This is a genomic window from Ruegeria sp. BHSC276 (assembly GCF_059612945.1).
This window is the reverse complement of the sequence record NZ_JBXWRP010000008.1, coordinates 102,488-115,613: the sequence shown is the minus strand read 5'-3', so window position 1 is coordinate 115,613 and position 13,126 is coordinate 102,488. Positions and strand designations below refer to the sequence as shown.

Below are 13,126 nucleotides of genomic sequence, written 5' to 3'. Positions count from 1 at the left end.
AAAAGATGAAGGGGCGGTCAGGATCTGGCCGCCTCTTTCAGTTTGTAGATCAGGTCCAGCGCTTCGCGCGGGGTTAGGTCGTCCGGCAGGATCTGGTCCAGCATATCGGTGACCGGTGAGGCCTTCGCAGACGGTGGCGGCGGGGGCGGTGCGGCGGAAAACAGCGGCAGATCATCGATCAGCGCCTTCTGCTTGCCGCCCTCGCGCTCGGTCTTCTCCAACTGGTCCAGAACCACACGCGCGCGCTCGACGACCGAAGCTGGCAGACCCGCCAGTTGTGCGACCTGCACGCCGTAGGAGCGGTCGGCGGCGCCCTTGTGGACCTCGTGCAGGAAGATCACTTCGCCCTCCCATTCCTTGACCGCGACGGTGGCGTTTTCGACGCCCTCCAGCTTGCCGGCCAGCGCGGTCAGCTCGTGGTAATGCGTGGCGAACAACGCGCGGCAGCGGTTGGCGGCGTGCAGATGTTCCAGCGTGGCCCAGGCGATGGACAGGCCGTCATAGGTGGCGGTGCCGCGACCGATCTCGTCGAGGATCACCAGCGCCCGGTCATCGGCCTGATTTAGGATGGCCGCGGTTTCCACCATCTCGACCATGAAGGTCGATCGCCCCCGCGCCAGATCGTCGGAGGCGCCGACGCGGCTGAACAGCTGGCTGACCAGCCCGATATGCGCGCGCTCGGCCGGAACGAAACTGCCCATTTGTGCCAGCAGCGCAATCAGCGCATTCTGGCGCAGGAAGGTCGATTTACCGGCCATGTTGGGGCCGGTCAGCAGCCAGATGGCGGCGCCACCCTCGGCGCTGAGGTCGCAGTCATTGGCGATGAAGGCATCGCCCGACTGCTGGCGCAGCGCGTGCTCCACCACCGGGTGGCGGCCTGCGACGATATCAAAGGCGCGCGAGCCGTCCACCTGTGGGCGGCACCAGTTCTCGCCCCGCGCCAGATCGGCCAGCGCGGTGGTCAGGTCCAGCTCGGCCAGCCCGCGCGCGGCCTGGTTGATGCGGGCGGCCTGCGCCAGAATCTCGTCAGAAAGCCTTTGATAGAGCCGCTTTTCGATCTCCAATGCCAAATTGCCGGCGTTCAGGATGCGGGTTTCGATCTCGCTGAGCTCAACCGTGGTGAACCGCACCTGGTTGGCGGTGGTCTGGCGGTGGATATAGGTCTCGCTGAACGGCGGGTTCAGCATCTTTTCGGCATGGGTGGCCGTGGTTTCGATGAAATAGCCCAGCACGTTGTTGTGCTTGATCTTCAGCGAGGCGATGCCGGTGTGTTCGGCGTATTTCTGTTGAAACCCGGCAATAACCGAGCGCCCCTCGTCCCGCAGGGTGCGGGCTTCGTCCAGTTCGGCGTCGAAACCCGGCGCGATGAAGCCGCCATCGCGCGCCAGCAACGGCGGGTCGGCGACCAGCGCCTGATCCAGCAGGTTGAGCAGGTCGTCGAAACCCACGAGGTTCTGCACCGCGGTCGCCAGCAGCACCGGCAGGTCCTGACCGGCGCAGATCTCGGCAATCGCCTGCGCCTGGGTCAGCCCATTGCGGATTGCGGCCAGATCGCGTGGGCCGCCGCGCTCCAGCGACAGGCGCGACAGGGCGCGGTCCAGATCGGGCGTCTTGCGCAAGGCTTCGCGCAGATCGGCGGCGATCAGGCTGTCCTGGGCGGCAAAATCGACGGCATCCAGCCGCGCGTGGATCACGTCCAGATTGCGCGAGGGGCTGGACAGGCGTTGTTCCAAGAGGCGCGCACCGCCCGGGGTCACCGTGCGATCCACCACTGACAGCAGCGATCCGGCCCGTCCGCCCGACAAGGACCGTGTCAGTTCAAGGTTGCGGCGGGTGGCCGCGTCGATCTGCACGACGCGATCCTCGGATTCCTTCATCGGGGTCTGCAGCAGCGGCAGTTTGCCCTTCTGCGTGATTTCCAGATAGTCGATCAGCGCGCCCATAGCCGAGATCTCGGCCCGGCCAAAGCTGCCGAACGCGTCCAGCGTGCCCACGTGAAACAACCCGCAGATGCGTTTTTCTGCCGCAGTGCTGTCGAAACTGGCCCGCCCGACGGGGGTCAGCGCGATGCCAAGATCTTCGACCGTGTCGCGCAGATTAAACTCGGCGCCATCGGCCACGATCAGCTCGGACGGGGCCAGCCGGGCCAACTCGGGGCTCAGCCGGACCGAGGTCAGCGGCATCACGTGAAACGCCCCGGTCGAGATGTCGGCCCAGGCCAGCGCGGCCTCGTCGCGCACCTCGGCATAGGCGGCCAGAAAGTTGTGGCGGCGCGCCTCCAGCAGGGCGTCTTCGGTCAGGGTGCCGGGGGTGACAAGGCGCACCACATCGCGCTTTACCACTGACTTAGAGCCTCTTTTCTTGGCTTCGGCCGGGCTTTCCATCTGTTCGCAGACGGCGACGCGAAAGCCCTTGCGGATCAGCGTCAGCAGATAGCCCTCGGCCGAATGTACCGGCACGCCGCACATCGGGATGTCTTCGCCATTATGCTTGCCGCGCTTGGTCAGGGCGATGTCCAGCGCCTCGGCGGCGTTCACGGCGTCTTCAAAGAACATTTCGTAGAAATCGCCCATGCGATAGAACAGCAGGGCGTCTTTGTGGGCCTCTTTGATTTCCAGGTATTGCGCCATCATCGGCGTGACGTTGGACAAGGCTGCTCCCCTCTGGCGTATTCCGGCGCGACCTTACAAATCCCCCAACCGCGACGAAAGGTGAAATCGCATAGTCGTTGAGGCGCGCCCCCGCCTGCGGTATGAGGCGAAAAGCCCCGAAGCCATGGAACCGACCGTCAAAATGCCCAAAGCGAAGATCACCAAAGAAGAGGCGCTGGCCTTTCACCTGGAACCCACCCCCGGCAAGTGGGAGGTGCAGGCCACCGTTCCCATGACCACGCAGCGCGATCTGTCGCTGGCCTACAGCCCCGGCGTGGCGGTTCCATGTGAAGCCATCGCGGAAAACCCCGAGACCGCCTATGACTATACCAACAAGGGCAACCTCGTGGCCGTGATCTCGAACGGGACGGCGGTTCTGGGGCTGGGCAATCTGGGCGCGTTGGGGTCCAAGCCGGTGATGGAGGGCAAATCCGTCCTGTTCAAGCGCTTCGCTGACGTGAACTCGATCGATATCGAGCTGGACACCGAAGACCCCGACGAATTCTGCCGCGCGGTCAAGCTGATGGGGCCGACCTTTGGCGGCATCAATTTGGAAGACATCAAGGCGCCCGAGTGCTTCATCATCGAGCAGCGCCTGAAGGAAGAGATGGACATCCCCGTCTTTCACGACGACCAGCACGGCACGGCGGTGATCTGTGCGGCGGGGCTGATCAACGCGCTGCACATCTCGGGCAAGAAGATCGAGGACGTGAAGATCGTCCTCAACGGGGCCGGGGCAGCGGGGATCGCCTGTATCGAACTGCTCAAGGCGATGGGTGCCCGGCATGAAAACTGCATCGTCTGTGACACCAAGGGCGTGATCTATCAGGGCCGGACCGAGGGCATGAACCAGTGGAAATCGGCTCACGCGATTGCGACCGAGCTGCGCACGCTGGAAGAGGCCATGAAGGGCGCCGACGTGTTCCTGGGCGTATCCGTCAAAGGCGCGGTCACGCAAGAGATGGTCGCCAGCATGGCCGACAATCCGGTGATCTTCGCCATGGCTAATCCCGATCCGGAAATCACCCCGGAAGAGGCGCACGAGGTGCGCGTTGACGCCATCGTGGCCACCGGGCGCAGCGATTACCCCAACCAGGTCAACAACGTTCTGGGCTTTCCCTACCTGTTCCGCGGGGCACTGGACATCCACGCCCGCGCCATCAATGACGAGATGAAGATCGCCTGCGCCCACGCGCTGGCCCGTCTGGCGCGCGAGGATGTGCCCGACGAGGTGGCGCTGGCTTATGGCAAATCGCTGACCTTTGGGCGCGACTACATCATTCCCACGCCGTTTGACCCGCGCCTGATCTACCGCATTCCGCCCGCCGTCGCGAAGGCGGGGATGGACACCGGCGCGGCCCGGCGGCCGATCATCGACATGGAGGCCTATGAGCTGAGCCTCAAGTCGCGCATGGACCCGACCGCCAGCATCCTGCGCGGCCTGAACGCCCGGGCCCGCGCGGCGCAAAGCCGGATGATCTTTGCCGAGGGCGACGATCCACGGGTTCTGCGCGCGGCGGTGATGTATCAGCGGTCGGGCTTCGGCAAGGCGCTGGTCGTGGGCCGGCCCGACGACGTGAAGACCAAGCTGGAAGCCGCCGGTCTGGGCGACGCGGTGCGCGAATTGGAGGTGGTCAATGCCGCCAACACCACGCATCTCGATGCCTACAAGGACTTTCTGTACCAGCGACTGCAGCGCAAAGGCTTTGACCGCAAGGACATCCACCGCCTGGCCGCGCGCGACCGGCATGTGTTCTCGGCCCTGATGCTGGCGCATGGGCATGGCGACGGTCTGGTGACCGGGGCCACCCGCAAGTCGGCGCATGTGCTGGACCGCATCAGCCATGTGTTCGACGCCGACGCCGCCCATGGCGCTGCCGGGATCACCGCGCTGCTGCACAAGGGCCGGATCGTGCTGATCGGCGACACGCTGGTGCATGAATGGCCCGACGAGAACGATCTGGCGACGATTGCCGAACGCGCCGCCACTGTTGCCCGCCATATGGGGCTGGAGCCTCGGGTGGCGTTTGTCAGCTTCTCGACCTTCGGGTATCCGGTGTCCGAGCGGACCGAAAAGCTGTACAAGGCCCCACAAGTGCTGGAGGCGCGCGGCGTCGATTTCGAATACGAAGGCGAGATGACCGTCGACGTGGCGCTGAACGCCCATCAGCAAGAGGCCTATCCCTTCTGCCGCCTGACCGGGCCGGCCAACATCCTGATCGTGCCTGCGCGGCACTCGGCGTCGATTTCCACCAAGCTGATGCAGGAAATGGCCGGGGCCACGGTGATCGGCCCGATCCTGACCGGCATCGACAAGCCGATCCAGATCTGTTCGACCGGCTCGACCGCGAATGACATCCTGAACATGGCCATCCTGGCCTCGTGCGACATGGCGTGATCTAATGGCAATCTGGAACCTTGGCTCGATCAATGCTGACACGGTCTATGCGCTGCCGCACCTGCCGGCGCCGGGTGAAACCTTGGCGGCCAGCGGGTTGCAGCGGTTTCTGGGCGGCAAGGGTGCGAACATGTCTGTTGCGGCGGCACGGGCCGGGGCGCATGTGCGCCACATCGGCGCCGTGGGGTCCGATGGGCTGTGGGCGCGCGACCGGTTGACCGAATACGGGGTCGACACGCGGCACATCGCGCAGGTCGATCAGCCCACGGGCCATGCGATCATCGCCGTGGATGCGCAGGGCGAAAACCTGATAATTCTGTACCCCGGCGCCAACCACGCGATCGGGGCCGATCAGGTTTCTGCCGCGCTGACAGACTCTGACACGGGCGATATTCTGGTTTTCCAGAACGAGACCACCGCACAGGTCGAAGCAGCGAAGCTGGGCCGCGAGCGGGGTCTGACGGTGTGCTATGCCGCAGCCCCCTTCAGCGCGCCGGCGGTGCAGGCGGTGCTGCCCTATCTGGATTTCCTGATCCTGAACGAGGTCGAGGCGGCTCAGCTGCAACAGGCCACGGGGCTGGCCCCGGCCGATCTGCCGGTCGAACATGTGATCGTCACGCTGGGGTCAAAAGGCGCCCGATATCATCAACGCGGCCAGTCGGCGGTTGAGTTTCCCGCCCACAAGGTCAAGGCCGTGGACACGACCGGGGCCGGGGACACCTTTACCGGATATGTCCTGGCCGGAATGGACCGGGGGATGCCGATGGCGCAGGCCATCACCCAAGCCAACCGGGCGGCGGCGTTGATGGTGATGCGGCCCGGCACGGCAGACGTCATTCCGGACCTGAAAGAGGTGCGCGAAGCCGTGTTGGATTAAGATCCGGCAAATGGCGCGGCGCTGCCCCACAGCTGCCGGACCCGCGCATCGCGGCCGCAGGCCTTGCGATACGCCTTGTAGGCATTCAGCTGGCGTTTCGGCCCGAACCGGGTGAACACCAGCTTTTTGCCCTTGTAGTAGTCTTGGTGATAGGCCTCGGCCGGATAGAACGCCCCAAGCGGCAGGATCGGAGTCACGATGGCCTGACCCAGCGCACGATTCGCTTCGGTTTTGCTGCGTTCGGCTAAAGCTTTTTCGCCTGTGTTAGAGACGAAAATCGCGGTGCGATAGCTTTCGCCCCGGTCACAGAACTGGCCTCCGGCATCGGTGGGATCGACCGAGCGGAAAAACAGGTTCAGCAAAGTTTCACGGGAAACGCGGGCCGGGTCAAAGGTGATCTGCACCGCCTCGTAGTGGCCGGTGCCGCCGCTCGTGACCTGGCTGTAGGTGGGGTTCGGGGTCGTGCCGCCGGTATAGCCCGAAACCGCTTCGATCACGCCGGGCACGGATTCGAAATCGGCTTCGACGCACCAGAAACAGCCGCCCGCCACGGTCAGCGTCTCGGTCCCGGCCGCCGGGGCCGGCTGAGCGCGCAGGATCAGCGCCAGCGCAATCAGAGCAAACAGAAGGGTCAGCTTGATCTGGTCGAGGCAACGGGTCATGGCGGACCTCCTTTCCGCCTCAGGCTGCCGCGCATTGGGGCGGCTGACAATCGGCTGAAACCGTTTGTCACGCGGTGGTGAGACGAGTTTATCGCCTAGCCCAGCAGCTGCCCCAGCTTCACCGCGACGCCCATGTCGCCCGAGATCTTGAGCTTGCCCATCATCACCCCGGTCATCGGGTTCAGCTTGCCGGTCAACAGTTTGCCCAGATTCTCGGGCGAGATGCGGATGGTGCAATCGGTCTCGCGGTCCTGGGTGGTGGCCGTGTTGTCGGCCAGCACGATCACGCCATCGGCGCCGCAATCAAACTTCAACGAGCCGTCAAAGCGCTTGTCGGCCAGTCCCTTCTGGAGTCCCTCAGCGATTTCCTGCAGCATCCCTGCCTCCCTTTTTTCGCTCTTGCGTTCGGGGTGACAGAGGGCAGGGGCCGGGGCAAGCGTGACCTTACGGGAAACCGCTCAGCCCAGGGCCTGCTGCGTGCGCGGGCAGGGATGACCGTCGTAGAACGCATCCAGAACCGCCTGGAATTCGGGGGGCGCATCGGGCACGGTGGCGAACAAGGTCATGGACGACCGCAGCTTCTTGGCATCCACTTTGCTCAGAATCTCGGCCGGGTCCTTGCCGGCGTGGGTCAGCATCAGCCGGGCCACCTCGGTCAGGCGGCGGCGCAGTTCGGGGTGGGCCAGGTAGGCCGCAGCCTCGTCCAGATCCTCGATCCCGTAGAGTTGCGCCATGTGCGATTGGCCCAGCTCGGCCAGTTGCGGAAAGACGAACCACATCCAGTGGCTGGTCTTCTGCCCCTGTTCCAGTTCGCGCAGGACATCGGACCAGACCGTGTCCTGCGCTTCGATGAACATTTCCAGTTCGTCGTTTATGCCGTCATCCTCGGTCACTTGGACAACCGCTTGTCGCGCGCCGCCAGCAGCTTGAGCCGCAGGGCGTTCAACTGGATGAAGCCCGCGGCGTCTTTCTGGTCATAGGCGCCGGCGTCTTCTTCGAAGGTCACATGCGCCTCGGAATACAGCGAATGATCCGACCAGCGGCCCACGGTCGAGGCCAGACCCTTGTAGAGTTTCACGCGAACGGTGCCGGTGACATGTTCCTGGCTTTTGTCGATGGCGGCCTGCAACATCTCGCGCTCGGGGCTGTACCAGAAGCCGTTGTAGATCAGTTCCGCATATTGCGGCATCAGCTGGTCTTTCAGGTGCATCGCGCCGCGATCCATGGTGATGGATTCGATGCCGCGATGCGCTTCCAGCAGGATGGTGCCGCCCGGTGTTTCATAGATGCCGCGCGATTTCATGCCCACGAACCGGCCCTCGACCAGATCGAGACGGCCGATGCCGTGCTTGCCGCCGTATTCGTTCAGCTTGGTCAGCAGGGTGGCGGGGCTCATCGCCTCGCCATTGATGCTGACCGGGTCGCCTTTTTCAAAGCCGATCTCGATATATTCGGGCTCGTTCGGGGCGTCCTCGGGGTGGACGGTGCGCTGATAGACATAGTCGGGCGCCTGAACGGCGGGATCTTCCAGAACCTTGCCCTCGGACGAGGTGTGCAGCAGGTTTGCGTCCACCGAGAACGGCGCCTCGCCGCGCTTGTCCTTGGCGATCGGGATCTGGTGCGCTTCGGCAAATTCCAGCAGCTTGGTGCGGCTGGTCAAGTCCCACTCGCGCCAGGGCGCGATCACCTTGATGTCGGGGTTTAGCGCATAGGCCGCCAGTTCGAACCGCACCTGGTCGTTGCCCTTGCCGGTCGCGCCATGGGCCACCGCATCGGCGCCGGTTTCCTTAGCGATCTCGATCAGGCGTTTCGAGATCAGCGGACGCGCGATGGACGTGCCCAGCAGATAAAGCCCCTCGTACTGCGCATTGGCGCGGAACATCGGGAAGACGAAATCGCGGACGAACTCCTCGCGGATGTCCTCGATATAGATGTTCTCAGGCTTGATCCCCAGCAGCTCGGCCTTCTGGCGGGCGGGCTCCAGTTCTTCGCCCTGACCCAGATCGGCGGTGAAGGTCACGACCTCACAGCCGTACTCGGTCTGCAGCCATTTCAGGATGATCGAGGTATCAAGGCCACCGGAATAGGCCAGAACAACTTTCTTGGGCGCGGACATCTGACTTCCCCTTATGCGTAAGACGATTGGCCCCTAGCGGGTTTTCGACGTGGGGGCAAGAAGCAGTGGGTTGACCGGGCGCTGCGAATAAGCGCACACCAGAGACAACCAAAGATTGTCAAAGGGGTTTTTTGAATGCTTGGATGGAAGATTTTCGCCCATTCGCTGCGGATGGTGTTAGGCAATCTGCCGCAGGTTCTGCAAATCGTTCTTGGTCCGGCCGTGATCGGAACCGTCGTAGTCATCGGGCTGTTTCTGGTGTCCGGCATTCCGGTCGAAGCCTTTGACGACAGCGATACAGGATTGCCGCCCGAGGTGAATCCGGTATCATTCATCCTGTTCATCATACTTCTGGCGATCGTGATGCTTGTCACCATGGGCTGGATCGCCGTGGCGTGGCACCGCTTCATCCTGCTCGAGGAGTATCCCAGTGGGCTTCTGCCGACCTTCCGGTTCGACCGCATCCTGGCCTATTTCGGGCGCGGGCTGATGTTGATACTCCTGTTTGCGATCGGATACCTGCCGATGCTTGTGATGATCGGAATGTTGGGCGAGGGCGCGATCGCGGTTTCGATATTTCTGACGATCCTTTACATCGTGTTCCTGACCGTCTGCTTCTATCGGTTATCCATCATCCTGCCTGCGGCCGCCATCGGCCATCCGATCACGCTGGGCGATGCGTGGAGCAACACCCAACGCACTTGGGGCGCCATCCTCGTTTTGGTTCTGGTTTCGATCCTGTTCCAGTTCCTGGTGCAGCTGGCCGGTGGCGTTCTGTCGATGATTCCGGTTCTGGGGGTTCTGATCGCCGTGTTCTTCGGCATGGTGATCCTGCCGATGATCAGTGTCAGCATCCTGACCACGATGTATGGCGTGTTCATCGAAAAACGCGAACTGGGCTGATCGCCCGTACACCGATGTATTCCTTGCCCTTGTCGGCCTAATGGGGCAGGGAATGCGGCATGAGTGATTTCATGACCCGCGCCCGCGCCGCCGAACAGGCGATGCGCACCGTGTTTCCTGCAACCCCGTTGCAGCGCAATGCCCATCTGTCCGAGAAATACGATGCCGATATCTGGCTGAAACGTGAAGACCTCAGCCCGGTGCGATCCTACAAGATCCGCGGCGCGTTCAATTCCATGCGCAAACAGCAGGGGCAGGACCTGTTCGTCTGCGCCAGCGCCGGCAACCACGCGCAGGGCGTGGCGTTCATGTGCAAGCACATGGATGTGCGGGGCGTGATCTTCATGCCGGTCACCACGCCGCAGCAGAAGATCCAGAAAACTCGGATGTTCGGCGGCGACAACATCCAGATCCACCTGACCGGCGACTATTTCGACCACACGCTTGCCGCGGCTCAGGACTGGTGCGCGCAGCAGGGTGGGTATTTCCTGTCGCCCTTCGACGATGATGACGTGATCGAGGGGCAGGCCTCATTGGCCGTCGAAATCGAGGAGCAGCTGGGCGGCCTGCCCGATCACGTGGTGCTGCCGGTGGGCGGGGGCGGCATGTCCTCGGGCGTGGCGACGTGGTTCGGCGACCGCACTCACTGCCTGTTTGTCGAACCCGCAGGCGGGGCCTGTCTGCGCGCGGCGCTGGCGGCGGGCCATCCGGTGTCGCTGGACAAGGTGGACAATTTTGTCGACGGCGCGGCGGTGGGCCGGATTGGCGACAAGCCGTTCCGGCTGTTGCGCGACCGGCACCTGTCGGACGTGATCGTTCTCCCCGAGGACCGCATCTGCACCACTATGATCGAGATGCTGAACGTGGAAGGCATCGTGCTGGAACCCGCCGGCGCCCTTGCGATCGAGGCGGTGGGCGATGTCCAAAGCTTTGTGCGCGGCAAGACGGTCGTCTGCGTCACCTCGGGCGGGAATTTCGATTTCGAGCGTCTTCCCGAAGTCAAGGAACGCGCGCAGCGCTACTCGGGCGTCAAGAAATACTTCATCCTGCGCCTGCCGCAGCGCCCCGGAGCACTGAAGGAATTTCTGAACATCCTCGGCCCCGAAGATGACATCGCCCGATTTGAATACATGAAGAAATCGGCGCGCAATTTCGGCTCGGTCCTGATCGGGATCGAAACCGCCAAGCCCGAGAACTTTCTGCGCCTGTTCGCCCATCTGGACGATGCCGGTTTCGTCTATACCGACATCACCGAGGACGAGACACTGGCCCAGTTCGTGATCTGACCGCTCACAGGCTCTGCGCCAGTTCGGCCAGGAACGTCTTGCGCGACTCGTCGAAGGCGGCCAGGAGCGCGTCCAGATTCACCTCGGCGCCCTGGCCCGCCGCGGCCCGTCGCTCGCCATCCTGGCACAGCTTGGAGAAGGTTTCGAACCCGAGGCTCAGTGCGCTGCCCTTCAGGAAATGCAGGTTCTGCTCAAGCTCGCGCCGTTCGGTATCGGCCTGCAGGCGGTCGATGACCTCGCCCACCTCGTCCAGAAAGATGTGAACGACCTCATCGAACTCGTCGGGCCCGACCTCATCCCGCAATTGGCGCACCCTGGGCCAGTTTATCATGCCCGTTCTCCGCATTGACCCATTTGTGACCTGACTACCGGGATCGGGTAAAGAGCACGTTAAGTCGGTCCCTGTGTGGTGATGCCGGGTTTTCACCGGTTGTTAAGATTGGACTCTTAGCGTTTCTACACCCCGAATAGGAAGTGCAGAGGTCGGCGTGCGATTGCCCAGCCAACCAGAGATCAAGTCTGATCTGGATTTTGGTGCCATCCAGAACGTGCTGGTGGTGGATGACAGCCGCCTTCAGCGCCGGATCCTCGTGGCATCGCTCAAGAGATGGGGGTTCACCGTCATCGAGGCGGACAGCGGTGAAGAGGCGCTCGACCTGTGCAGGCAAGGTCTGCCCGATCTGGTGCTCAGCGACTGGGTGATGCCGGGGATGGGCGGGCTGGAGTTCTGCCGCGCCTTCCGACAGCTGGAAAAAGACGCGTACACCTACTTCATCCTTTTGACGTCCAAGAGCGAAAAGCAGGAGGTGGCGCGCGGCCTGGACGCGGGGGCGGATGATTTCCTCATCAAGCCGCTCGAGGCAGACGAACTGCGCGCGCGGATTTCGGCCGGTGCGCGGATATTGGGCATGCAGCGTGAATTGTCGGAAAAGAACCGGCTGATCGAAAAGGCCTTGTCCGAACTGCGCGCCGCACATGACTTGATCGACAAGGATCTCATGCAGGCCCGCAGCATCCAGGAATCGCTGGTGCCCGAGCTGACCCGGGAGTTTGGCCGCTCGCGCGTCAGCCTGTTGCTCAAGCCCTGCGGTCATATCGGCGGCGACCTCGTGGGCATGTTCTCGCCCGGTGCGAACCGGATCGGGTTCTACAGCATCGACGTGTCCGGGCACGGCATCACCTCGGCCATGATGACCGCGCGGTTGGGTGGGTACCTGACCAGCCAGCATTTTGACCAGAACGTGGCGATGGAGAAGCGGTTCAACAAGTTCTATGCACTGCTGCCCCCCGAACAGGTGGCCGAGACGCTGAATGCCCGCCTGATGGCCGATACCGGGATCGAGGAATATTTCACGATGGTCTATGCGATCGTCGATCTTCGGTATGGCCATGTGAAGATGGTTCAGGCCGGCCACCCGCACCCGTTGTTGATCCGTGCAGATGGTTCGATGCAGTTCATGGGCGACGGCGGTCTGCCGATCGGCCTGATCGATGGGGCGACCTTCCGAAAGATCGACTTCTACATGCAACCGGGCGACCGGTTGCTGTTGTATTCCGACGGGTTCACCGAATGCCGGGTGGCCGATGGCGGGCTGCTTGACGAAGATGGGCTGTGCAGGCTGGCGGGGGACTGTCTGGCCCAGCACAACGGCCCCGAGTTTCTGGACGACATGTTCTGGCGGCTCACCCAGTCGATGCCGCCCGGCGAAACGATGGATGATGACGTCTCGGCCGTGTTTTTCGAGTTCAACGGGAATTAGCGCTCCGAAAGGTGCAAGCGGGCGAAATGGCGGTCGCCGGCATTGCCCAGCATCTGGACCGCATCGCCCGCGTTCATCCAGACCGCCTCGTGAAAGGCTTCGGTCGGCGGCCCCTGGCGCCGCACCGGGCGGGCGCGATAGATCAGGCAGATCTTTTCGGCCCACAGGTCGTATTCAGGCATGTAGGTAAAGCGCCGGAACGCGCCGACCCGGCGGGGGGAGGCAATCGACCAGCCGGTTTCCTCGAACACTTCGCGATGCAGGGCGGCGACCGGGGATTCGCCCGGGTCGATGCCGCCGCCGGGCAGCTGCAGGTCGGGGCCGGGCTCGATCTGGCAGGTCAGCAGCAGGCTGCCGCCCCGGGGCAGCAGCGCATAGACTCCCACGCGCCGAGTATATCTGCGCCCCGGTTCCGGGGTTTCGCCGAACCGCCTGATCATGTAAGAGCCCTTTCAACTCTGGATCTTCGACCT

12 protein-coding genes are annotated in these 13,126 nt (G+C 63.2%); 5 read left to right on the top strand and 7 right to left on the bottom strand.

The genetic code is table 11. The features are described 5' to 3' along the window. Positions 1-17: 17 nt before the first annotated feature. Complete coding sequence (mutS, locus tag AC2FMD_RS14610; RefSeq protein ID WP_496795168.1) at positions 18-2,633, bottom strand: DNA mismatch repair protein MutS; 2,616 nt, start codon at positions 2,631-2,633, stop codon at positions 18-20. A 160-nt stretch (positions 2,634-2,793) separates the two neighbouring features. On the opposite strand from mutS, the gene AC2FMD_RS14605 reads away from it, so the two are divergent. Both AC2FMD_RS14605 and AC2FMD_RS14600 read left to right on the top strand, forming a co-directional pair. Then, entirely contained in the window at positions 2,794-5,049 is a 2,256-nt protein-coding gene (locus AC2FMD_RS14605; RefSeq protein WP_496681606.1) for an NADP-dependent malic enzyme, read from the top strand. A gap of 4 nt (positions 5,050-5,053) precedes the next feature. Beyond that, positions 5,054-5,926, top strand: a complete 873-nt coding sequence (locus tag AC2FMD_RS14600; RefSeq protein WP_496795154.1) for a ribokinase — start codon at positions 5,054-5,056, stop codon at positions 5,924-5,926. Here AC2FMD_RS14600 and msrA read toward each other — a convergent pair. From msrA to AC2FMD_RS14580, 4 genes are all read right to left on the bottom strand, one after another. Beyond that, the gene (gene msrA, locus AC2FMD_RS14595; protein WP_496795153.1) at positions 5,923-6,588 is read right to left on the bottom strand and encodes a peptide-methionine (S)-S-oxide reductase MsrA; all 666 of its coding nucleotides are present in this window, start codon (positions 6,586-6,588) and stop codon (positions 5,923-5,925) included. The two genes, AC2FMD_RS14600 and msrA, sit on opposite strands and share 4 nt — an antisense overlap. 95 nt (positions 6,589-6,683) lie before the next feature. Continuing rightward, positions 6,684-6,965 (bottom strand): SCP2 sterol-binding domain-containing protein, encoded by a 282-nt coding sequence (locus tag AC2FMD_RS14590; RefSeq protein WP_496795152.1) that lies wholly within the window; start codon positions 6,963-6,965, stop codon positions 6,684-6,686. Positions 6,966-7,046: 81 nt separating this feature from the next. Beyond that, on the bottom strand, positions 7,047-7,445 hold the full coding sequence (locus tag AC2FMD_RS14585) for a DUF1810 domain-containing protein (RefSeq protein WP_496795167.1): 399 nt from the start codon (positions 7,443-7,445) through the stop codon (positions 7,047-7,049). A 32-nt stretch (positions 7,446-7,477) separates the two neighbouring features. Beyond that, positions 7,478-8,704 carry an argininosuccinate synthase gene (locus AC2FMD_RS14580; RefSeq protein WP_170373152.1) on the bottom strand — a complete coding sequence of 409 codons (1,227 nt, stop codon included), beginning with the start codon at positions 8,702-8,704 and terminating at the stop codon, positions 7,478-7,480. A 135-nt stretch (positions 8,705-8,839) separates the two neighbouring features. Between AC2FMD_RS14580 and AC2FMD_RS14575 the strand changes: the two genes are divergently transcribed. Together AC2FMD_RS14575 and ilvA are read left to right on the top strand one after the other, a co-directional pair. After that, positions 8,840-9,607 carry a hypothetical protein gene (locus AC2FMD_RS14575; RefSeq protein WP_496795151.1) on the top strand — a complete coding sequence of 256 codons (768 nt, stop codon included), beginning with the start codon at positions 8,840-8,842 and terminating at the stop codon, positions 9,605-9,607. 59 nt (positions 9,608-9,666) lie between these two features. Then, positions 9,667-10,893, top strand: coding sequence for a threonine ammonia-lyase IlvA (gene ilvA / locus AC2FMD_RS14570; RefSeq protein WP_496795150.1), 1,227 nt, complete (start codon positions 9,667-9,669; stop codon positions 10,891-10,893). A gap of 4 nt (positions 10,894-10,897) precedes the next feature. Here the strand turns inward: ilvA and AC2FMD_RS14565 are convergent, their stop codons facing one another. Further along, positions 10,898-11,224, bottom strand: a complete 327-nt coding sequence (locus AC2FMD_RS14565; protein ID WP_496681594.1) for an Hpt domain-containing protein — start codon at positions 11,222-11,224, stop codon at positions 10,898-10,900. 163 nt (positions 11,225-11,387) lie between these two features. On the opposite strand from AC2FMD_RS14565, the gene AC2FMD_RS14560 reads away from it, so the two are divergent. After that, the gene (locus AC2FMD_RS14560) at positions 11,388-12,653 is read left to right on the top strand and encodes a PP2C family protein-serine/threonine phosphatase (RefSeq protein WP_496681649.1); all 1,266 of its coding nucleotides are present in this window, start codon (positions 11,388-11,390) and stop codon (positions 12,651-12,653) included. Here the strand turns inward: AC2FMD_RS14560 and AC2FMD_RS14555 are convergent. After that, complete coding sequence (locus AC2FMD_RS14555; RefSeq protein WP_496711014.1) at positions 12,650-13,093, bottom strand: NUDIX hydrolase; 444 nt, start codon at positions 13,091-13,093, stop codon at positions 12,650-12,652. The genes AC2FMD_RS14560 and AC2FMD_RS14555 overlap by 4 nt on opposite strands. Positions 13,094-13,126: the final 33 nt, after the last annotated feature.

Bases quoted from the DNA above. Each gene is read 5' to 3' on its own strand.
- msrA (WP_496795153.1), bottom strand. From the start codon at position 6,588: ATGACCCGTTGCCTCGACCAGATCAAGCTGACCCTTCTGTTTGCTCTG.
- AC2FMD_RS14575 (WP_496795151.1), top strand. From the start codon at position 8,840: ATGCTTGGATGGAAGATTTTCGCCCATTCGCTGCGGATGGTGTTAGGC.
- AC2FMD_RS14590 (WP_496795152.1), bottom strand. From the start codon at position 6,965: ATGCTGCAGGAAATCGCTGAGGGACTCCAGAAGGGACTGGCCGACAAG.
- AC2FMD_RS14585 (WP_496795167.1), bottom strand. From the start codon at position 7,445: ATGTTCATCGAAGCGCAGGACACGGTCTGGTCCGATGTCCTGCGCGAA.
- AC2FMD_RS14580 (WP_170373152.1), bottom strand. From the start codon at position 8,704: ATGTCCGCGCCCAAGAAAGTTGTTCTGGCCTATTCCGGTGGCCTTGAT.
- mutS (WP_496795168.1), bottom strand. From the start codon at position 2,633: ATGATGGCGCAATACCTGGAAATCAAAGAGGCCCACAAAGACGCCCTG.
- AC2FMD_RS14555 (WP_496711014.1), bottom strand. From the start codon at position 13,093: ATGATCAGGCGGTTCGGCGAAACCCCGGAACCGGGGCGCAGATATACT.
- ilvA (WP_496795150.1), top strand. From the start codon at position 9,667: ATGAGTGATTTCATGACCCGCGCCCGCGCCGCCGAACAGGCGATGCGC.
- AC2FMD_RS14605 (WP_496681606.1), top strand. From the start codon at position 2,794: ATGCCCAAAGCGAAGATCACCAAAGAAGAGGCGCTGGCCTTTCACCTG.
- AC2FMD_RS14565 (WP_496681594.1), bottom strand. From the start codon at position 11,224: ATGATAAACTGGCCCAGGGTGCGCCAATTGCGGGATGAGGTCGGGCCC.
- AC2FMD_RS14600 (WP_496795154.1), top strand. From the start codon at position 5,054: ATGGCAATCTGGAACCTTGGCTCGATCAATGCTGACACGGTCTATGCG.